Source organism: [Flexibacter] sp. ATCC 35208, from assembly GCF_001975825.1.
Classification (GTDB): Bacteria; Bacteroidota; Bacteroidia; order Chitinophagales; family Chitinophagaceae; genus Chitinophaga.
On the sequence record NZ_MTKN01000036.1, the window covers coordinates 54,046 to 73,693 of the forward strand.

Genomic DNA, 19,648 nt, shown 5'->3' on the forward strand with positions numbered 1-19,648 from the left:
TATTATTTTAGTTAATCATCACCATACCGCCTTTGATCACGGTTTGACCGGAAGCAGAAAGTTCTGCAGAGGCGTTGCCCTGCGCGGTAAAACCTACCTGTGCCGTTTGCTTAATGTTCATACCATTGAGTTCCAGGTCTTGCGTGGCTTTGCCAGTCAGCTTTTGCGTAGCTTCCATTGTAATGTTCCCGGTTGCCTTGAGCACGATGTCTTTTGCACTGTTAAGGGTTATACCGCTATCATCCAGTTTGATACTGTTGCTGTTCTGATCCTGCAGCGTAATACTTTTGCCTTCATCGCTGATGGTAATGGAATTATTACCGGGGGTGGTTATTTTGATGATCTTTTTATCATCATCAAAATTCACCTGCAACTGGCTCCTCGTGTAGAGGGCTTTGATGTTATTTTTTTCATCTGCCTGTGATAAAGGGGGTGTATTTGCTTTTCCATACAGCGAGCCCAATATGATGGGATAGCGGGCATCGTTTTCCAAGAAACCCAGTATCACTTCATCACCGACCTCCGGACAAAACACCGCACCGGCGCCTGATGTGGCGTAGTAATTAGCGAGTCTTGCCCAGATGCCTTTTTGTTCTGCATAGGCAGATACCGGTTTTACCTGCACCCGGTAGGTGGAACCCGGATCTGCGGAGATCTTAACCACCGTGGCCAGTTGCAGACCATGAATAGGCGGTACCTGGCCATTTGCATTGCTGTAGGAATATTGTTCTTTATCGTATATAGGTTTTTCTGAGAAACCAAAACCTACGGTTGTAGTCCATTCTCCTTCTTCCATGGTATGCCTGACCATGCTTACGTATGCATTGCCATTGAAGCGTGCACCTACTCCATTGAGTGTAATCATATCGCCAGGTTTTACTGTGCCATTGCCAATAAAAGAAACCTGCCCTTTTACAGCGCTCATACGCATACGCAGGAGCAGATTGTCTGCCCAGGTCTTCAGGTCTGCCTGTACCAGCGGAACAGTGGAGGTGACCTGGAAGGCCGTCTGATCCAGTTTGCCGGATAATGACGTGGCTGTTTGATTGCCAGGTGTAGTCACAGTCGGCTCTGTAGCATCGGCTGTGATCAATGCCAGTGTGCCGGGATCCCAGGCGGCTGTTTGTAAAGAAGGCGGTTGTTTTTCAGCACTCACTTCTCCTTTGAAGTCAATGATGGAATCGCCCATAACAATGCTAAGTACGGGGTCTGTACTAAAATCAGGCAGCCCTACCGTGATATCATCGTCATACATGGTAGTAACGAAACCATTGAATGCCGCTCTTGTGAGCAGGAAATCCCAGTCTGTCGACATCTTCTGAAATACGGTTTCCAGTTGCGAACTGGTGCTGGTCACGGTGGCAGTTAAACTATAATTACCTGCGAGTTTGCTCATGATGGCACTATCTGTCATAGCGTCAAATTCACATTCCTTCCTGTTGTATGTCATCTTCACGGCCTTGTGCCTGCAGGTCACGATCAGTTTGGTTCCACCTTCTGCACTGGCTGTGATAGCCTGTTTTACGATCACTCCTTTGAAGATACCTGTTTGCTCACCTGTACCATAGCCTGCAGAAATAGCGATCTCATTACCTGGAATGAAATCATCTCCCTCACTGATGGGAAAATTACCTGCATCGCCTTCCGTATCTTCATTCAGCCCCTCGGCAATCACGATTTCTGCGTATGAGATACGGTTCACTTCATGCACGATTTGTATAGATACAATAGGATATTTTTCCTCCACCGGGTTGTCTGCAACTGCAACGGTGAAGGTGAAATTGACGTCCTGTATATTTGCGGGTGATGAAGCCGGCATTTAGATCTTTTTAAGTGGTGGAAAATACAACTGATCACCTGGGCGGATGGCATGCACACTGTTCAGGTTATTGAACCGTGCGACCTCTATGTAAAAAGAAGAATTGCCATAAATACGGTATGCCATCAGGGGCAGTGTATCTCCTGCCCTGACGGTAAGTATATGTGTAAGATCCGGAGAGTTTTTGCCTGCTTCCTTGTTCTTGGTCAGAAAGTCTTTCGTTTCTGCCAGTCTGAGTTTCGCCTCTGCACGGAGGGTAGCGCCACCGGAATCGAATAATTTATAGTTAATGGTGAGGCCTTCACTGACACCAGTGACCAGCACATCACCCCATATTATTTTCAGGTAGTGACGGTGATGGAGATTTCCATCATAACGGGATACCACATCACTGAGTTTGTCGATATAATCATCAACAGATCTGATGCCGTCAGGAAACGGTATCACACCTGTGCCATCAATCACCAGGCTCAGTTCAAACCTGGCAGCACTGCTTTTGAATGTTTTAGTATCCTTGCTCTTATTCATTTCCTCACTGCTCTTATAATCCGTCATATAGCTTTTGGAAAAGCTGGCAGGATTGATCATGGCATAGATAGATTTGCCCACAGATTGCGTACAGGCCATATCACTGTACGCCTCTATTTTTAGTTTGGTCAGTTGTGGCATTGTGCGTCGTTTATCTGTCTTCAGCGCTGGTTTTCAAACCTGCTTTTAATTGTTGCATACACTCCTTTACAATCTTATCCTTCAGTTGGCGGATCAGGGCTGCATCCGGTACTTCCAGTCTGGGTGTCTGACCTGAGGTAATGGTGACTTTGATGACCAGTTCACGTATTTCAAGCGCCATGGTTACAAGGTTTTTTCGAAGAAATCATAAGCGAGTTCCAGTGTTTCAATCACGATCTGTCCTTCTTTGGCAGTGAGGCCGCTATAATCCAGTTTTACGGCATATGCATTGAAGAATGACCAGATAGCGATGGGCATAGCATTCTCTTCCAGCAGTTGTACAATGATGGTTTTCGGTTTGATGGAAAATTCATTGATGCATTGCTGTGCCCATAGTATGAGCGGAGATTCGATGACCATGCCCCGCTTCAGTACCAGGTTGCCGTATTTGGGAGGAGAAGGGAGCCGGTGGGTGAACCGGTTCTCTCCTCCTTCCTTTACTTCTTCGGGCGAAATAGATACAGAAAGGCCGTTTACTTCCATGAAGTTGCCTTCCTGCATACCAAAGATGCCTACGAATGCCACCTTGAAAAAAAAGCCCGTAGGCGGATAATAAGTGGTGTTGGGAAACGGCATAATTTATCAACTTGGAGCTAAACCTTCGTGAGCCACTTCCATAGTTTCTACGGCCACTTCGTTCGCATCAGATTTCATGTCTGTCACCGTAATTTTTGATGGGAAGGCATTTTTCAATGTCCAGCTCATCGCTACCTGCTGACCTTCGTCCAGCAGACTGATAACGATGCTGGAGCGTTTGTAGGTGTTCATCTTGATAGCGCTGTATTTGTCCCACAGAGCTTTGTCACCTTTGAAGATGCCTTTCTTCAGGGTAATGTTTGAGAACTTCTGTATACCCGGCATTTTCACTGTGGAGTATACAGGGCTACTGCCACCTCTGTATTCGATGATCTGTGTTTCGGACGATAACCCAGTGACTTCCTGGAAAATCAGTTCTGCGCCGTCCCACATCACCTTGAAGGAGAATTTGACCAAAGGCCACACCGTCTGTGACTGTGCTGATCCGTCATCTGCCATTTTATAATGATTTTAGGGGGTGAAAAAATATTATGATTGCTGCATTTGTTGCTGGAATGTGATCACGATAAATTCTGCAGGCCGAACGATGGCTACTTTAACCGTGATGAGCATCTTGCCTTCCAGGATATCCTGTGGGGTCATGGTGGTGCCTAAGCCGATCTGCACATCATAAGCAGCTTCTGGTGCGGCACCTGCAAGAGCGCCTTGTTTCCAGAGGTTGTTCAGGAAGTTGTTGATCATGCTTTTTACGGTCACCCAGGTTGTGCCATCGTTTGGTTCGAATACATATGCACGGGTCGCCAGCTTGATAGATTGCTCGATCATGATGAGGGTGCGTCGAACATTGACATAGCACCAGTCTGCGCTGTTACCGTCCAGGGTTCTACCACCCCAGACCAGAACACCGATACCTGGGAAAGGTCTGATCACGTTGATAGACTTACCGGCCATCACGTCGACGTTCAGGTCTTTCTGCTCATCATGCGAGATGTTTACAGCAGGTGCTGTCACCATGTTGATGCTCACATTGGCGGGAGATTTCCATACACCACGGTTATTGTCAACCATGGTATACAGTCCTGCAATAGCGCCGCTGGGAGGCAGTTCATTCAGGCGTGACCGGATTTCTTCAATGATACTGGTGTAGGTAGGGCTGGCGGCTTTGAGGGACTGGTGATAATTCTTTTTTGCATCATCATCAGGTGTAGCGACAGCTTTGAAGGTGGTTACGATTTTTTGCGCGTTCACTTCCGGCAGTAGCGTGCTCAGATCAACCTTGTCGTCCAGATTGGCGAAGGTGACTTCGCTAGGTTGTACGATGGCTGTTTTTAGCCAGGGGTAATAGGCAGCGCCATAGTTCAGTGAATTGATACCAATACCATCCCTGAATTTTTTCACTACATCTTCCGTGGTGTCCGTCAGGCCTTGTTGTGCCAGGTCGAAGATGCCGAAGCGGCTCTGCGTTTCCTGGCAGTGCGCGAGTACTTTGGTGTAAATGGTATTGTATGCTGCTTCGCCGAGTGCGATGGCATCAGGAATGACCACCAGGGTTGGTTCGTATTCCTTTTTGAGAAGGTCGAAGATATTCGGTTTGGTAGCAGAGCCGAAAAAGTCTTCCCCGGCAATTTCAATTCCATCAGGCTTATCGCCATAGGTGCCAACGGAAACGATATAACAGTTACTGCCACCGTTTGCGTAAAAGAGACGAATACTGTTGAAGAGGTACAATGTATTTTTCTCATTGATCGTTACCGTAAAAGGTTTTTTATCGATCATAAAGGTTTCACCGGGTTTGGCAGGGTCTGCCGCAGCGATGGTAAACTTCGCTTTAAATCCTTCACCGAAGTTCGCTACGAACTCCGCAAAGGAAGTAATGCGGGTGGGCTTGTTGATCAGCGATTTCCCGAATCGTTCGGCTATCTGCGTGTAGCCGATAAATACAGGAACCGCTGTTTCGACGGCGACCACCGAGCTGGGGAAGGCGTTCTTTTCTTCGATATAAACGCCTGGTGTCATTAGTGAGGCCATAGATAGAGCAGTTTAACAATTAGTATAAAAAGATCTCAGACGAAAGCAGTGGGTCACCACCTGCGGCAGATATTCTGCTGACATCCGGTTTGGGCAATTCTGGTATGACTACACGCCAGGCATCACTGCCTGTAGCATAATCTACCAGCATGAAAGGCGACTGTTGCTGTGCTAATGTGACGGGTGTGTCGGAGATAAATGTAATGACGTTCCGGCCATCCGGCAACACAGCAGATTGCGGTCCCTTGAAAGTCGTAGTGCCGGAAGGGTCCACTACAGCTGGTTTCGCTATCTCCTGCAAGTGCCCGCTCATCAGGAAATAGTGCCAGTGTGTAGCCTTCGGTGCAAAATGAATCTCATAGTTCGACTGTAATTCCTGTGTCAGCAGCAATTCAATTTGGCCAAACGGCCGGACAAAGCAGGGTACTGTCAGCGGAGCAACTTCACTAGCGGAAACGTATAATTCCTGGTGTAACCTGCCCGTAGAATTATTTTTATTGGTGAACAGGAGTATACTATTCCGCAGATCGTGCTGCTGCAGATCCGTGTAATTATAAAAGAGGTGATCCTTTAAAGACAGGTCAAAAATGAGGGTCAAAGCATCCTGTAGGATGTTTTCCCTGGTGAGTATGGTATCATCAAAAGACAAGGTGATACCATCAGCCTGCTGCCGCAGCAGCAAGCCATAACGTCGCAGATCTCTTGCCGTGGCAACAGGGATGTGTACCTGCAGCTGATCATACCTGGTTGAAGCGTAATAGTGGTGACGGAAATGAACCGCTGTTAACAGTGTATAGCTCATGAATATCTATATACAAAACCCAATTATACAAGGCTGGTACTCCCGGATGGTGCCGATACATCAGGCCTGTATTCCCTGATGACGCCCTCATCGAATGTGAGCATACGCATCTTGTATATCACAGATGGCATATACTTCGCACCCAGGGTGGCCCATACATTATTCAACCGCTCTGTACCCAGACTCTCCATTTCAAACATCAGTTTATCTATCCGCTTGTCCAGCGAAGGAGTATTCGCACTTGTCAGCACATTTCTGGACTGAAAGTATGCAATAATAAAAGAGAGAAAGCGCAATGCTTCCGCATAGTTATTACTACTGAAATAAGCTGCAAATAGTATATAGAGGTTGATGCATACCGGGGGCATGCTTCGTGCTGCTACATTACCGTTATTAAAGCCTGGTGCGCTTTTGCCGAGTGGTTCTTTTTCTACGTTAATGAGCGTAAGTACAACCTTATTTTCGCCCTGGATTGCAATAGTACCATCCTGGTTGACGATGGACGACAACACTACTTTGTCTTCGCTGAGATGCAGTTGCCTGTTGAAATATTTATTGATCTCATCAGAAATGCAGGAAAGGGTCTCATAGATCATGTCGGTCGTTTTAAGACAATATCAACCCGTATAACCATGTATGTTAGCAAGCACATACTATGATCATACCATGTTATAGAATATGTTTAGAATGCCCGATACGATATCAGTTACTCAATATTGTGAGGGATCTTATATTGGGAACAGGCAATCGTAACGTTAGGATACGTCAGTGTTAAGGAGTCATTAAAGTTGTTTAATTAATTAGTATTTGAATTCTGCGGGCTAGGAATTCTTAATTACGTGCAATATAGGAGTTAATAAAAATTATTCAAATTTTATTTTGAATAAATAATTATATATTTTTTACGAGGATTCCTTACTATTGCATCATTGACCTCGCCCAAAGTCACAACATTAAATTGAAGTAATGAGACCGTGCATGCGGGATTATCTCCGTTTTATATTATTCATCCTTACGCTATTCTTCTTTGCAGGTAATACCATGACTGCTACTGTTGCTGTGTGCCAGCAAATGCCGAAGGACACGGCTTTCAAGACGAAACTGCTAAAGCGGATCACTGAAATGTTACAGTTCAGAAAAAACGCGCACAGACGTGAACAGCAGCGCATGATCACCATCGTCAACGGACTTTTTGTGGATTCGCTGGTAGCTACGCCGGCAGCGATTAAATACCTGAACTGGGCATTGGATAATGAACGAAGTCAAAACTTCGGGCAATTACGGCAACTACTAAACGATAGTTTATCTAAACGAAAGTCAGATACTGTATTAGTGAAAGCGACTATTACTGATGAAGAGATGACCGAGCTGGCAGCGAAGCTCATACCGCTGTTAAAGCAAAAGGAAGCAATGATCCGGAATGATACAGCACAACAACAACGATTGAAAACAATCCGGACCCTATACAGCAGACCCCCTGATCAGGTAGATACCTTGAGACTCAATGATACTACAGGAATAACGTATAAAATAAAGTTAGGGCACGAGGCAGAAGTGATCGGTATTCAGGCGAAGGATAATGGAGATGCATATTTGAATTACAATTTCACTTCGCTGAGTTATCTTTCCATTGCACCGCCGGGATCATCCAAAATATTGACTGCTGCCAGCAAAGGTGTTTGTAAGACATTGCTTACCCTATCAGCAGGTAAGGGATTATTACAAAATGAAGAGCAGCAGTTTGAGCTGGTAGATTCTTTGTTGCTGGCGTTGCAGGATCAGGAGGCAGCTGGGGTGAATGTCTGGTTTAAAGATTTGAAACAAAATGAGCGGGAAGCGTTTGTAAGATTTGTGACGATACTATATAATTATCTTGATCATAGTGCACCTGGAAAATATAGTGTATCAATCACGATACCTGCGTATGATAAAAATAAGGCGTATGATTTGAGAGAGCTCGCCCCGATGGTGAAATATTTCCTGATCAATTTTACAGAGGCGCCAGCTACAGTGGGTAGTAGTGATCCATTGAAAGGGAATAATAATTACAGTATAGAAGCTGTAGTGTCAAGGTATGTGAATCAGCTTATCGCACCTGGGCAATTTATTGTGATGCTTCCTTATGATGGGATTAAATGGACGGGGAAGAGTTATTCCTATGTAGCGTATAAGGATATTAAAAAAGCGTTTCCGGCAGATACGATGATCAATTATGATGTGACAGCAGCATCAGCGTATGTAGAGAAGATGGAGAATGGCAAGACCGTGCAGATCTGGTTTAATGATCCGACTACGCTGGATGTGAAGTATGATTATGTATTGAGGAATGGATTGGGTGGAGTGGCAATTTGTCCGCTGGGAGCGGATGACGGGTATGGGGAGTTGTGGGATGAGCTGACGGATAAATTTGTGGTGGCGGATACAGTTTGGATGGATACGGTGAGATTAACACCATTGCCTGTAAAAAAACTGAGTTTGTGGACGCGGATTAAGTTGAGGTTCAGGCATGAGATCCGGGCGATCCATATGCTGTTTCATGATCCTTGCGGTATCAGGGCAGAGAATTATGCCAGTGATGAATATTTTAAATACCTGACGATATTTCTGTTTGTTTGTGTGGTGATAATTGGAGTGGTGTATGCGTATAAAGTGCGGATGGATGGCGCGGATTGGAAATGGCGGCAAAAGGTGTTGTATTTGTTTATAGGGCTGATTGTGTTGTTTGGGCTGTCGTTTACGACGAGTTTGATGTTGGCGAAAAGGATGCCGTGGCTGGGCCTTACGGATGATCCTGTGGAGTGTAGAAATATCTCATTGTATAATGTATTGGTGGTTTTTTTGATTGGTATTGTGTTGGGGATGATTTTGATGAGGGTGTTTGTTTTCCCGTTGGCGAGGAAGAAAGATATGCCATAAAGGTTTGGCGTATTTCATTCCGGGTTTTAATACTTTTTTATCTCAATGTTGTATTTTGTCTCTCATATTGGTGTTATAATGGCGTTGTAGCTTCTGTGCACCAAATAATACTTTTTTACTACCTTGCAGATAGAATGCCATCGTTATGAGAGAAAAATTATTACGGGAGATCACTCCGCTGACACCCAATGATTGCTTCACATTATTTGCCAGAGAGAAGACGGGTTTTGATTTCCCATTGCATTATCACGAGGAGTTTGAACTGAATTTTATCCAGCATGCCACGGGTGCAAAGCGCATCATTGGGGATCATATGGAGGAAATCGGCGACCTGGAACTGGTACTTGTAGGCCCCAATCTTCAGCATGGGTGGTTTACGCACAAGCATGCCGGAGGGGTAATCCGCGAGATCACCATTCAGTTTCACAGGGACCTGTTTGATGATAAATTTTTACAGCGGAACCAGATGAGTTTTATCAGAAGTATGCTGGAAAGATCGCTTCGGGGTATTCTTTTTTCGCAGGAGACGGTGGGAAGTATAATGCCCCGGTTAATACAGCTGCCACACAAGCAGGGATTTGACTCTGTACTGGAATTACTGTCTATTCTCCATGACCTCTCTATTTCCCGGAATATCAGGATCCTGTCGGATGCAAGTTTTCGGAATACGGAAACGCTCTCTTACAACAGCCGGCGGATTGACAATGTGATGAAATACCTGAACGAGCATTTTGACAAAAATGTCACTCTTGGAGAGGCGGCAAAAATAGCGTCGATGACAGAGGTGTCTTTTAGTCGTTTTTTTAAGCTGAAGATCGGGAAGACATTTGTAGATACGCTTATAGAAATCCGGCTGGGTCATGCTTCCCGCATGTTAATAGAAACCACGCATAGTATTAATGAAATCGCCTATAAATGTGGGTTCAATAATATATCAAACTTCAATAGGATTTTCCGCAAAAAAAAGGATTGCACTCCTAAGGAATTCCGGCAGGCGTATACTTCTTCATCAGGTGTGCGCACCTTTGTTTAAGGGAGAAAAAATGGGGCTTTGGACCAAATTTTGACGATATTAGTTTATGCCGATTAATCCCGGCATTTTATGCATGAATATTATTGAGATTGTCAACAAGCAGGTACTGACCATAGGGAATTGTGAAAGTGAACCGATACATATCCCTGGCAGCATCCAGCCCCATGGCATGTTACTGGCCATTATACCGGCCAGCGGGGTGATCCGGTACTGTAGCGCAAATACCCACCAATTTATTGATAAACAACCAGCTGAAATCCTGGGTCAATCCCTGGCTGCTATCCACCCGGCTCTTTGGGAAAAGGTAGAACCCTTATTGGATGCAGAAAATTCTCCATTTCATCCTATCATCGCCGGTGACCTGCAGACGACCATCCACGAAAGCGGCGAATTTCGCATTTTAAGTATCGAAAAACGCCTCGATCAAATAAATGACCCAGACTATGCCTTCGATCAGACAAGGGGCTTTATTGGCTTTATAGAGCATTCCAGGACCCTCAAAGAACTCTGTCAGAACATTGCGGCCGAGACAGCCCGTATTACGGGGTTTGACAGGGTCATGATTTACCGCTTTGACAAAGAATACAACGGGGAAGTTTTTGCAGAATACTGCCGGGAGGGTTTACCGCCTTACCTGGATCTGCATTACCCACATACAGATATACCGCCACAGGCGAGGGAGTTGTACCTCCACAACCTGCTCCGTCTTATTCCGGATGTACAGTATGAGCCGGTGCCATTGCTGACCATTGCCACAAAGCAGGAGCCTGTGCAGCAGCTGGACCTGAGCGATGTAGGTCTCCGGAGCGTATCTCCCATCCATGTGCAATACCTCAAAAATATGAGCGTAGGGGCTTCCATGAGCGTATCCGTCATTATGGAAGGCAATTTATGGGGCCTGATCGCCTGCCATCATTCCGAGCCACTGATCCTGTCGTCCCAGCAAAAAAAGGCGGCTTTACTCCAGGGGCACTTTCTGAGTTCGCAGATCCGGGTACAGCAGGTAGCTGAGGAGCATGCCGTAAATGTAAATGTGGAAGCACATCTGCAGCTGCTACTGAACCAGATTGATCACGATGAAGACCTGAGTCAGAAATTTGAGCAGTTTACCTCCCTCCTTTCAGTGACGAATGCGACCGGGGTTGTCCTGCTGCACGAAGGCAAGATCTATGAAAAAGGGCTGGTACCTTCCAGGGATAAAGTCCTGGGACTGATCCGCTGGGTAGGGGATAATGTAAAGTCGAGTCTCTTTTCTACAAACTGCCTCAGTAAGCGTTATCCAGATGGCGTTACGATGAGTAAATATGGATCCGGCGTGATCTTTCATGCTATGGGTAAACCAACCGATAGCTGTGTGATCTGGTTCCGTGAAGAACTGGAACGTACTGTAAAATGGGCGGGAAGACCTGATACTGCGTTGCAGAAGAAAGCGGAGGGAAAGCCCCTGACACCCCGTAAGTCATTTGAAATATGGAAAGAGATGGTTAAGTACCAATCGGCTGAATTCAGGGCTTCGGAGATCAATGCAGCGATCCGCTTTGCCACTTCCCTGCAAAACCATTTCCATCTCACTTACCTCCGTAATGAAGAAAACAGGCTTCGTGTGCTGAATGAACGCCTGCAACAGGCCAACCAGGAGCTTTCTAATATCAATTGGATCACCTCGCACGATTTGAAAGAACCTTTAAGAAAGATTCAACTCATGTCGTCGAGAATTGTGTATGAGGGTGGCGACAATCTGTCGGAAGTCATCAAAGTACACATTGAGAAGATCCGCAATTCTGCCAGCAGAATGCAACACCTGGTAGACGATATTCTTTCCTATAGCATGATGAACAACCGGAATAATATGTTTACCCTGGGCAACCTGGAACCGATTATTTTGGAGGTAGGAGCTGAACTGGAAGAAGAACTGGCGCAAAAGAAAGGACTGCTTTCCGTTCAGTCTATGCCTCAGGATCTCCGTATCGTGACCCACCAGATGGGGCAATTATTTTTGAACCTGATCTCCAATGCGATCAAATTTGCCCGGCCAGGTGTACCGCCTGAAATTTATATCAACTGCCAGGTAGAGAAAGGCCGGGACATACTCGAAGTGGTATTGCCTGCTGATAAAAGTTTTTATTGTATCCGCATTTCAGATAACGGCATGGGGTTCGAGCCGAGGTTCAATGAAAAGATTTTTGATATCTTTTACAGACTACATGATCGGAACACTTATGAGGGTACGGGAATTGGATTAGCTATCTGTAAAAAAATTATGGAGAACCACCATGGGGCTATCACTGCAAGCGGTGAAGCCGGTAGGGGAGCGATTTTCAGGGTTTATTTGCCTGTCGAATAAAAGCCGTTTTCATAGGGCCATTTCAGTTAGACAGAAAAAAGGCATAATTTTTTTTGGTGATTTAAAAATAAAGTCTACTTTTGCAATCCCAATCACGGGAATGGCCTCGTAGCTCAACTGAATAGAGCATCTGACTACGGATCAGAAGGTTTCTGGTTTGAATCCAGACGAGGTCACAAAAGAGAGGAAAGTTTTGTACTAAAAGAGATCAAAACTTTTCTCCTTCAAAAAAAGAAAAGGCAAAATTTGGTAGTCTGAAAAATATTTTCTAAATTTGCCCTCCCAAATGGCTTCGTAGCTCAACTGAATAGAGCATCTGACTACGGATCAGAAGGTTTCTGGTTTGAATCCAGACGAGGTCACCCAAAAAGCCCGTTTCATCTACATGAAACGGGCTTTTCTTTTGTGCATACTATAGATCTATCATCATGAAAATACAACTCTGGAGCATCGGGAAGGAAAATGACGCATACATCAGAGATGGTATAGCGGTTTTCCAGAAGCGGTTACAGCATTATACAGATTTTGAGCTCAGGCTGATCCCTACGGTGAAGCAGGCGGCAAGTCTGTCTGTCCCGGAGCTCAAAAAGGCGGAAGCGAAGATGATTATGGACATGCTCCAACCCCAGGATTACCTCCTCGCCCTGGATGAACATGGAAAGATGCATACGACCCTGCAACTGGCAGATTTTCTGCAGCAAAGGGCAAATGCAGGCACCAGGCAGTTAATTATCCTGATTGGCGGGGCCTATGGGATCGATAGTAGTTTGCTGGAAAGGGCACAGTTGAAAATGTCCCTCTCGCCACTCACATTTCCGCACCAGTTGGTAAGATTGATTATGACGGAACAAATTTACAGGGCGTATACAGTTTTGAACCGGGAAAAATATCATCATCAGTGATAATTTTAAGTAAATTACAACCAATAAATTATTTGACTCAACATGGAAGGCTTTACTTTAACGCATACAATTATTCTGATCACCTGCCTGGTATCACTCACTACAATGTTCTACAATCCGGAGAAGATTTACGACCTGAGCCTGCGCCCAACCATGATCAGAGATCGTAAGCAGTACTACCGCTTCTTCACCTGTGGTCTTGTACACGCTGACCTGATGCACCTGGGTTTCAACATGCTCTCCCTCTACTTCTGCGGACGCTTTATAGAACAAACATTCGAAGCTATCTTTCAGTCTAAATTTTACTTCCTGATATTTTATGTGTTAGGGATTATCTTATCAGGTATTCCCACTTATATTAAGCACAAAAACGATGACCATTATTCTTCCATAGGTGCATCCGGTGCTGTATCTGCTGTGATCTACGCAACCGTATTATTTGCACCATGGGCGAAAATCTATGTACTGATATTTCCTATGCCGCTGATCCTGTACGCAGTATTGTACATCGTGATGACGGCTTACCTGGATAAACGTCAGTACGGCGATGGTATCAATCACTCTGCGCACTTGTGGGGAGCTATATTCGGTCTGATCTTCCCGATTATTTTCAAGCCGCAGATTGTTTTGTACTTCCTGAATCAACTCATGCACCCCTCTTTCTTTTAAAAGGGCAATACGATATTGAAAAGCCGCTTGGGTCTATGTCCCAAGCGGCTTTTTCATTTTACACGGCCTGCTTTTTGCAATTGTGTCTTTGAATCAAGGCTCCAGCTAAGCGAAACAAGCCATCTGATAAAATCTGAGACCACCCGGATTGAGAAAGGAAGTAAATATCCCTACAATACCAATGTGGATCAAGAATCAATTAGTGGATTTTTTTCTACGGGAGTCTCTTCATCACTCATAAGGAATTGGTAGCAATCACGTATGGAAGAAAAAATAGTGAAAATATTATTGGCCGATGATGATCTGGAGGATCGCTTTATTATGCAGGACGCTTTCAATGCCATCAATCTGCCTGATGTGCCCTTACTTGTTGAAGATGGAGAAAAAGTATTACAGCATATGGAACAGCTTTCACTGGATGCAGGAACCCTTCCTTCCCTGATTGTGCTGGACCTGAATATGCCGAGGATGAGCGGCACAGAAACCTTACGTGAACTAAAGAACATTCCCGAATACCAGAACATTCCAGTGATTATCTTCTCCTCTTCCATGAATGTAATGGAAATGCATCAGTGCCGTCAATTAGGTGCCCTGTCCTATATGGTAAAACCATTTACTTACGAGGAATACCTTGTTTCAGCACAACATTTCTATGATTTTTGTCTGAAAAAACACTCCTTTCCGGAACTCAGCAGTCTGATTCAAAACTTTAAATAGGCTGCCACTCCAGCACCAACATATTGCTGGTATGGGGGGTAATCTTACACCGGTCATCTATGCGCATACCGATGATCCAGACTATTCGTTTGGCGGATTCCAGCACCCATATATTCTCTTTCTGTATCAATGATAATTTCTGATCTATGAAGAAGCGACTCAGCTTTTTCTTTTTCCGCATGCCTAATGGGTAGAAATAATCTCCCTGTTTCCAGCGGCGCATGAGCAATGGGAATTGTAAAGTATCCATGTCCAGGCAGGCCATGTGCGGAGAACCAGGAATGGGGGCACCTTCACTGCTTCGGATCTTCAACTTCAGGGACCCTCCTTTCACTGGCACAACTGCTGTTTCTTTTTCAATCACAATCAGGGGAGCTTCCGGAGCTTCCAGTGGCGTAATTAACAGCCACACTCTGTCGCGGATAATCCGGTGGGTGGTAGTTTCTACCAGTCTGCCGGGTTCTGATTGCAGCAGATCGATCACCTGTGGTAATTGCGGGGCACTACAGCCAAAGTCTTTGAAGATCTCCCAGGCAATTGTTTGCAGGGGTATCGCTTTTTGGAGCTTTAGTACAGGTACTTTAAAATTATCCCCCTGTTTGAACAGCAACCGTTTTTTATGCCTCAGTACTGCTTCCGTATACAGTTGTTCTGCTTCCCTGAAACGGTCTATACTGGCCGCCATTTGGGGTACAACCGCCGGAAAGGTCTCCTGTATAACGGGGATGACTTTGTGCCGGAAGAAATTGCGTGTATATTTTACTGTTATATTAGAACTGTCTTCTACAAATCCCCAACCGTTCGCTGTTGCCAGGGCCACCAGATCTTCTTTTTGTGCAAAGAGCAATGGCCGGATCAGGTGTTGCTGACGGGGTAATATACCGTGAAGACCTGCAATACCGGTGCCTTTGGAGAAATTCATGAGTACTGTTTCTACATTGTCCTGCATGTGATGTGCGGTGGCGAGGAATGCATACCCCTGTTGCTGACGGATCTCTTCCAGCCATGTATAACGCAGTTCACGGGCTGCCACCTGGATGGATACACGTTTTTCATTAGCGTATACTTCGGTATCAAAGCGAATGGAGTACAATGGTACTCCCAGTTCATTGGCCAGTGCGGTCACGAATGTTTCGTCTCTTGTAGATTCTACCCCTCTGAGCTGAAAATTGCAGTGTGCAATGCCACAGTCAATGCCCGCCTGTTTGTACAGGTGTGCCATCACGACGGAATCCACGCCGCCGCTTACAGCCAGCAAGATCCTGTCTCCTGGTTGGTACAACTTTTCTGCTGCGATATATTCCTTAAACCTGTTAATAAGTTCCATAGTGTTGATTCGATTGTTATTTTCTTAAAGCAGATCGTCAAGTGCCATCTGCAGTTCATTGTAGGCATGCCTGTTATTTTCAGCTTTTGCCATTTCCATGCCTTTTTCGTAAACGGCGATGGCTTCCTGCTCCGCTCCTGCCCTTTCCAGCAGTTTGCCAAGGTGGTAGTACGAGCCTACATACCCCGGTTCGTGTGTCAGCAACTCTTCGAACTGCAGACGGGCATCCGCATCGTTGCCCAGTTTTATATATTCCAGCGCCAATGCATGCTTCAGAAAGCTGTCATTAGGCGTCTGTTTCAAAAATTCTTTTATACTGGCTATCCTATCCATTATTTAAATATATTTGCTCATACCGCTTTATTTCATAAAACAGTTAAGGCCATGAAGATATTAGTATGTATCAGTAAAACTCCGGACACGACTGCAAAAATAGCTTTCACAGACAACAACACGAAATTCAATGAAGCAGGTGTACAATTCATCATCAACCCCTACGATGAATGGTATGCCCTGGTCAGGGCGCTGGAACTGAAAGAGTCCCTCAATGCTACTGTACATCTGATTACCGTGGGTGGTGCTGATACGGAGCCCATTATCCGTAAAGCCCTTGCATTAGGAGGCGATGAAGCCTTCAGGGTGAACACAGATAGTCCCGACAGCTATTTTATTGCTGCGCAGATTGCAGCCCATGCCGGGCAACAGGGTTATGACCTGATCCTGACAGGAAAAGAAACCATCGATTACAATGGCGCTGCCATTGGTGGTATGGTCGCAGAGTTGCTGGATCTTCCTTATGTATCAATCGCTGCAAAGCTGGAGCTGAGCGACAATACAGCCACTATCAACAGGGAAATTGAAGGTGGTGAGGAGATCGTAACTGTAGCACTGCCTGTAGTCGTATCCTGCCAGAAAGGAATGGCCGAAGCCCGCATCCCCAATATGCGTGGTATAATGGCTGCAAGAACCAAGCCACTGGCGGTAGTAGAGCCGGCACCAGCCGATACGCTGACTACCATTGCCAGTTTTGAGCTGCCACCAGCAAAAGCAGGTGTAAAAATGATTAGCCCAGATAATGTGGAAGAGCTGATAAAGCTATTGCACGAAGACGCTAAAGTGATTTAAGTTAACCGGTTTTACCGAATACCCCGTTAAGAAAAATCATTCCACGTCAGGCGCCCGCCTGCGAACATTATTCAAAAATCTAAACAGCCAAACCGATATGTCAGTCCTCATATTTGCAGATCAGGCCCAGGGAAAGATCAAGAAGGCGGCTTTTGAAGCGATACAATATGGTGCAAAAGTAGCACAACAATTTAATACAACTGCGACCGTGCTGGTGCTGGGTGAAGTACCGGAGGGTGAATTGACAGCACTGGGCAATTACGGTGCAGGCAAGGTGTTGCATGCGGCAGATGCCCGCCTGAATGAAACAGAAGGAAGTGTATTTACAAAGATCATAGCAGCTGCTGCAGAGCAGGAAGGTGCCGATGTGATCGTATTCCCACACAACTTTGACGGCAAAGCAATCGCCCCGAGAGTTGCAGCCCGCCTCAAGGCAGGGTTTGTGTCTGGTGCAATCTCTTATCCGGATACCAGCAATGGCTTTGTGGTAAAAAAGAGTGTCTTCTCTGGCAAGGCATTTGCCAACATAAATATCACTGCAGCGAAAAAGGTGATAGCGGTCATGCCGAATACCTTTGCGGTGGAGAAATCTTCCAATACATCGACAGTAGCGGCTTTCCCCACTGCAGTTAATGATGGGGATTTTAAAGTAAAAGTGAGTAAAGTAGAAACGGTGAGTGGAGAGATACCGCTGACGGAAGCAGAGATCGTAGTGAGTGGTGGCCGTGGATTGAAAGGCCCAGAAAACTGGGGGCTGGTAGAAGATCTGGCAAAGGCATTGGGAGCAGGTACAGCCTGTTCAAGGCCGGTAGCAGATTCTGGCTGGCGCCCACACCATGAACATGTGGGGCAGACTGGGCTGACCGTGCGGCCAAATTTGTACATCGCTATAGGAATATCGGGTGCAATACAACATTTGGCAGGGGTTAATGGTAGCAAGGTGATTGTGGTCATTAATAAAGATCCGGAGGCACCTTTTTTCAAGGCGGCAGACTACGGGATTGTAGGAGATGCATTTGAGGTAGTGCCGAAATTGACAGCGGCCGTGAAGGCGTTAAAAAGTTAAAAAGTTTACATTTGAAAATTAGCTGCTGTCGAAGACAGCAGCTAATTTTCAGGTTTATCAAGCATTACGTAATTTTTAGATAAGGAATATTTTTTCTAACTTCACGACTTATAAAATATTCAGCGACAACGCAGGACAGATATGAGAAAAATAGAACTGGAAATAGTTGCCCTTTCGCACAGCATTACACAAACACATTCATACGCCGTCGTACTGGGGGAAGTGAACGGTTTGCGCAGATTACCTATTGTAATAGGTGGATTCGAAGCACAAGCCATTGCTGTAGCGCTTGAAAAAATGCAACCCAGCCGCCCACTGACACACGATCTGATGAAAAACTTTATGAATGCATTCAACATTGAATTGCACGAAGTGGTCATCAGCAATTTGCAGGAAGGGATTTTTTATTCAAAACTTGTCTGCTACAGTAATGATGAAACCATTGAGATAGATTCACGTACTTCCGATGCATTGGCATTAGCCGTGCGTTTTGGTTGTCCCATCTTTACTTACGAAAATATCCTGAACAGTGCCGGTATCCTACTCGATGACCCTGCAGGCAAGAAGGGATTGAAACCTGTCACACCGACCATTTCAGAACACGAAAAAGGTGCTGAGGATGATCTGAAAGTCCTGAACCTGGATGAGCTTACACAACTGCTACAGGAAGTATTGGAACAGGAAGATTATATCCGGGCGATCGCGATACGCGATGAGATCAATAGCCGGAAGAGCAGATAAATTATACCTTTTTTCCGCATGATCGTTTTTCCAAATTGCAAGATAAATCTGGGTCTGCATATTGTCCGCAGGCGTGCGGATGGTTTTCATGACCTGGAGACGGTATTCTATCCTTTGCAGCTCACAGATGCGCTGGAGGTGTTGAGTCCGGGAACATTACAATTTAACAGCAGTGGTATTGCAATACCAGGTGCTGCAGATGATAATTTATGCCTGAAGGCGTGGCATTTGCTGAAGAAGGATTTCCCTTCTATTGCAGAAGTGGATATACATCTGCATAAGCATATTCCAATTGGCGCAGGGCTGGGCGGTGGTTCGGCAGATGCTGCGTTTATGTTGATGCATTTGAATCAGCGTTTTCAGCTGGGATTGACAACGGAGCAGTTGGTAGAGTATGCTGCTGCGTTGGGCAGTGATTGCCCGTTTTTTGTTTTGAATAAGGCGTGTTATGCTACAGGGCGTGGCGAGGTAATGACACCGGTGGAACTTGACTTAAAAGGATGGACCTTTGTGTTGGTGTATCCGGATATACATGTGAATACGGGGTGGGCGTTTAAACAACTGACGCCGGGGGAACCTGATATTTCTTTGCTGGAGGTGATAAAGCGGCCGGTGGAGGAATGGAAGGGATTGATGAAGAATGATTTTGAGATTCCCATATTTAGTGCGCATCCGGAATTAGCACAAATTAAAGAGGAAATGTATAGACAGGGTGCAGTGTATGCGACGATGAGTGGAAGTGGTTCTTCGATAGTGGGGATTTTCCCGAAGGGAGGGAAATTTGAAACAGATTATAAATCATTTATAATATAAAAAAGGGCTTTCGCCTATGGCGAAAGCTCTTTTTTGCGTGCGCCTGCGGCGGGCTGGAAATAAATAAAAGAGCCGGTGCT

The 19,648-nt window shown here is 45.5% G+C and carries 20 protein-coding genes and 2 tRNA genes; 12 read left to right on the forward strand and 10 right to left on the reverse strand.

All coding sequences use genetic code 11. From position 1 onward, the window contains the following. Positions 1–7: 7 nt before the first annotated feature. From vgrG to BW716_RS21370, 8 genes are read right to left on the reverse strand one after another with little or no spacing between them, the layout of a single operon-like run. Positions 8–1,819 (reverse strand): type VI secretion system tip protein VgrG, encoded by a 1,812-nt coding sequence (gene vgrG / locus BW716_RS21340; RefSeq protein ID WP_083725796.1) that lies wholly within the window; start codon positions 1,817–1,819, stop codon positions 8–10. Beyond that, positions 1,820–2,488: a hypothetical protein gene (locus BW716_RS21345; RefSeq protein ID WP_083725798.1), complete on the reverse strand. Its 669-nt coding sequence runs from the start codon at positions 2,486–2,488 to the stop codon at positions 1,820–1,822. 10 nt (positions 2,489–2,498) lie between these two features. Next, positions 2,499–2,669: a DUF5908 family protein gene (locus BW716_RS36850; RefSeq protein WP_179091212.1), complete on the reverse strand. Its 171-nt coding sequence runs from the start codon at positions 2,667–2,669 to the stop codon at positions 2,499–2,501. Between the two features lie 2 nt (positions 2,670–2,671). Beyond that, positions 2,672–3,124 carry a phage tail protein gene (locus BW716_RS21350; RefSeq protein ID WP_083725800.1) on the reverse strand — a complete coding sequence of 151 codons (453 nt, stop codon included), beginning with the start codon at positions 3,122–3,124 and terminating at the stop codon, positions 2,672–2,674. A gap of 6 nt (positions 3,125–3,130) precedes the next feature. Beyond that, positions 3,131–3,583 (reverse strand): phage tail protein, encoded by a 453-nt coding sequence (locus tag BW716_RS21355; RefSeq protein WP_083725802.1) that lies wholly within the window; start codon positions 3,581–3,583, stop codon positions 3,131–3,133. 30 nt (positions 3,584–3,613) lie between these two features. Then, positions 3,614–5,113, reverse strand: a complete 1,500-nt coding sequence (locus BW716_RS21360; RefSeq protein WP_083725804.1) for a phage tail sheath C-terminal domain-containing protein — start codon at positions 5,111–5,113, stop codon at positions 3,614–3,616. Positions 5,114–5,132: 19 nt separating this feature from the next. Continuing rightward, complete coding sequence (locus BW716_RS21365) at positions 5,133–5,915, reverse strand: hypothetical protein (RefSeq protein WP_083725806.1); 783 nt, start codon at positions 5,913–5,915, stop codon at positions 5,133–5,135. Between the two features lie 23 nt (positions 5,916–5,938). After that, positions 5,939–6,511: a DUF4255 domain-containing protein gene (locus tag BW716_RS21370; protein ID WP_083725808.1), complete on the reverse strand. Its 573-nt coding sequence runs from the start codon at positions 6,509–6,511 to the stop codon at positions 5,939–5,941. Positions 6,512–6,881: 370 nt separating this feature from the next. Between BW716_RS21370 and BW716_RS21375 the strand changes: the two genes are divergently transcribed. The 8 genes from BW716_RS21375 to BW716_RS21410 all read left to right on the forward strand — a co-directional run bounded on the left by BW716_RS21375 (position 6,882) and on the right by BW716_RS21410 (position 14,496). After that, on the forward strand, positions 6,882–8,831 hold the full coding sequence (locus tag BW716_RS21375) for a glycosyl hydrolase family 18 protein (RefSeq protein ID WP_083725810.1): 1,950 nt from the start codon (positions 6,882–6,884) through the stop codon (positions 8,829–8,831). Positions 8,832–8,976: 145 nt separating this feature from the next. After that, positions 8,977–9,864: an AraC family transcriptional regulator gene (locus tag BW716_RS21380; protein ID WP_083725812.1), complete on the forward strand. Its 888-nt coding sequence runs from the start codon at positions 8,977–8,979 to the stop codon at positions 9,862–9,864. A gap of 73 nt (positions 9,865–9,937) precedes the next feature. Beyond that, on the forward strand, positions 9,938–12,208 hold the full coding sequence (locus BW716_RS21385; protein ID WP_179091213.1) for an ATP-binding protein: 2,271 nt from the start codon (positions 9,938–9,940) through the stop codon (positions 12,206–12,208). 102 nt (positions 12,209–12,310) lie between these two features. Then, positions 12,311–12,384, forward strand: a tRNA-Arg gene (locus BW716_RS21390). Between the two features lie 112 nt (positions 12,385–12,496). Next, positions 12,497–12,570, forward strand: a tRNA-Arg gene (locus tag BW716_RS21395). A 66-nt stretch (positions 12,571–12,636) separates the two neighbouring features. Further along, complete coding sequence (locus BW716_RS21400; protein WP_083725816.1) at positions 12,637–13,110, forward strand: 23S rRNA (pseudouridine(1915)-N(3))-methyltransferase RlmH; 474 nt, start codon at positions 12,637–12,639, stop codon at positions 13,108–13,110. A gap of 42 nt (positions 13,111–13,152) precedes the next feature. Beyond that, entirely contained in the window at positions 13,153–13,779 is a 627-nt protein-coding gene (locus BW716_RS21405; protein ID WP_083725818.1) for a rhomboid family intramembrane serine protease, read from the forward strand. 261 nt (positions 13,780–14,040) lie between these two features. Continuing rightward, complete coding sequence (locus tag BW716_RS21410; protein ID WP_083725820.1) at positions 14,041–14,496, forward strand: response regulator; 456 nt, start codon at positions 14,041–14,043, stop codon at positions 14,494–14,496. Here BW716_RS21410 and tilS read toward each other — a convergent pair. After that, on the reverse strand, positions 14,489–15,823 hold the full coding sequence (gene tilS / locus BW716_RS21415) for a tRNA lysidine(34) synthetase TilS (RefSeq protein ID WP_083725822.1): 1,335 nt from the start codon (positions 15,821–15,823) through the stop codon (positions 14,489–14,491). The genes BW716_RS21410 and tilS overlap by 8 nt on opposite strands. A 24-nt stretch (positions 15,824–15,847) precedes the next feature. Beyond that, positions 15,848–16,156, reverse strand: a complete 309-nt coding sequence (locus BW716_RS21420) for a hypothetical protein (protein WP_083725824.1) — start codon at positions 16,154–16,156, stop codon at positions 15,848–15,850. 51 nt (positions 16,157–16,207) lie between these two features. Between BW716_RS21420 and BW716_RS21425 the strand changes: the two genes are divergently transcribed. From BW716_RS21425 to ispE, 4 genes are all read left to right on the forward strand, one after another. Beyond that, positions 16,208–16,948: an electron transfer flavoprotein subunit beta/FixA family protein gene (locus tag BW716_RS21425; protein ID WP_083725826.1), complete on the forward strand. Its 741-nt coding sequence runs from the start codon at positions 16,208–16,210 to the stop codon at positions 16,946–16,948. A 97-nt stretch (positions 16,949–17,045) separates the two neighbouring features. After that, positions 17,046–18,014 carry an electron transfer flavoprotein subunit alpha/FixB family protein gene (locus BW716_RS21430; RefSeq protein WP_083725828.1) on the forward strand — a complete coding sequence of 323 codons (969 nt, stop codon included), beginning with the start codon at positions 17,046–17,048 and terminating at the stop codon, positions 18,012–18,014. A 141-nt stretch (positions 18,015–18,155) separates the two neighbouring features. Next, the gene (locus tag BW716_RS21435; protein WP_083725830.1) at positions 18,156–18,755 is read left to right on the forward strand and encodes a bifunctional nuclease family protein; all 600 of its coding nucleotides are present in this window, start codon (positions 18,156–18,158) and stop codon (positions 18,753–18,755) included. An 18-nt stretch (positions 18,756–18,773) separates the two neighbouring features. Beyond that, positions 18,774–19,568 carry a 4-(cytidine 5'-diphospho)-2-C-methyl-D-erythritol kinase gene (gene ispE / locus BW716_RS21440; protein WP_220388804.1) on the forward strand — a complete coding sequence of 265 codons (795 nt, stop codon included), beginning with the start codon at positions 18,774–18,776 and terminating at the stop codon, positions 19,566–19,568. Positions 19,569–19,648: the final 80 nt, after the last annotated feature.

Bases quoted from the DNA above. Each gene is read 5' to 3' on its own strand.
- vgrG (WP_083725796.1), bottom strand. From the start codon at position 1,819: ATGCCGGCTTCATCACCCGCAAATATACAGGACGTCAATTTCACCTTC.
- BW716_RS21345 (WP_083725798.1), bottom strand. From the start codon at position 2,488: ATGCCACAACTGACCAAACTAAAAATAGAGGCGTACAGTGATATGGCC.
- BW716_RS36850 (WP_179091212.1), bottom strand. From the start codon at position 2,669: ATGGCGCTTGAAATACGTGAACTGGTCATCAAAGTCACCATTACCTCA.
- BW716_RS21350 (WP_083725800.1), bottom strand. From the start codon at position 3,124: ATGCCGTTTCCCAACACCACTTATTATCCGCCTACGGGCTTTTTTTTC.
- BW716_RS21355 (WP_083725802.1), bottom strand. From the start codon at position 3,583: ATGGCAGATGACGGATCAGCACAGTCACAGACGGTGTGGCCTTTGGTC.
- BW716_RS21360 (WP_083725804.1), bottom strand. From the start codon at position 5,113: ATGGCCTCACTAATGACACCAGGCGTTTATATCGAAGAAAAGAACGCC.
- BW716_RS21365 (WP_083725806.1), bottom strand. From the start codon at position 5,915: ATGAGCTATACACTGTTAACAGCGGTTCATTTCCGTCACCACTATTAC.
- BW716_RS21370 (WP_083725808.1), bottom strand. From the start codon at position 6,511: ATGATCTATGAGACCCTTTCCTGCATTTCTGATGAGATCAATAAATAT.
- BW716_RS21375 (WP_083725810.1), top strand. From the start codon at position 6,882: ATGAGACCGTGCATGCGGGATTATCTCCGTTTTATATTATTCATCCTT.
- BW716_RS21380 (WP_083725812.1), top strand. From the start codon at position 8,977: ATGAGAGAAAAATTATTACGGGAGATCACTCCGCTGACACCCAATGAT.
- BW716_RS21385 (WP_179091213.1), top strand. From the start codon at position 9,938: ATGAATATTATTGAGATTGTCAACAAGCAGGTACTGACCATAGGGAAT.
- BW716_RS21400 (WP_083725816.1), top strand. From the start codon at position 12,637: ATGAAAATACAACTCTGGAGCATCGGGAAGGAAAATGACGCATACATC.
- BW716_RS21405 (WP_083725818.1), top strand. From the start codon at position 13,153: ATGGAAGGCTTTACTTTAACGCATACAATTATTCTGATCACCTGCCTG.
- BW716_RS21410 (WP_083725820.1), top strand. From the start codon at position 14,041: ATGGAAGAAAAAATAGTGAAAATATTATTGGCCGATGATGATCTGGAG.
- tilS (WP_083725822.1), bottom strand. From the start codon at position 15,823: ATGGAACTTATTAACAGGTTTAAGGAATATATCGCAGCAGAAAAGTTG.
- BW716_RS21420 (WP_083725824.1), bottom strand. From the start codon at position 16,156: ATGGATAGGATAGCCAGTATAAAAGAATTTTTGAAACAGACGCCTAAT.
- BW716_RS21425 (WP_083725826.1), top strand. From the start codon at position 16,208: ATGAAGATATTAGTATGTATCAGTAAAACTCCGGACACGACTGCAAAA.
- BW716_RS21430 (WP_083725828.1), top strand. From the start codon at position 17,046: ATGTCAGTCCTCATATTTGCAGATCAGGCCCAGGGAAAGATCAAGAAG.
- BW716_RS21435 (WP_083725830.1), top strand. From the start codon at position 18,156: ATGAGAAAAATAGAACTGGAAATAGTTGCCCTTTCGCACAGCATTACA.
- ispE (WP_220388804.1), top strand. From the start codon at position 18,774: ATGATCGTTTTTCCAAATTGCAAGATAAATCTGGGTCTGCATATTGTC.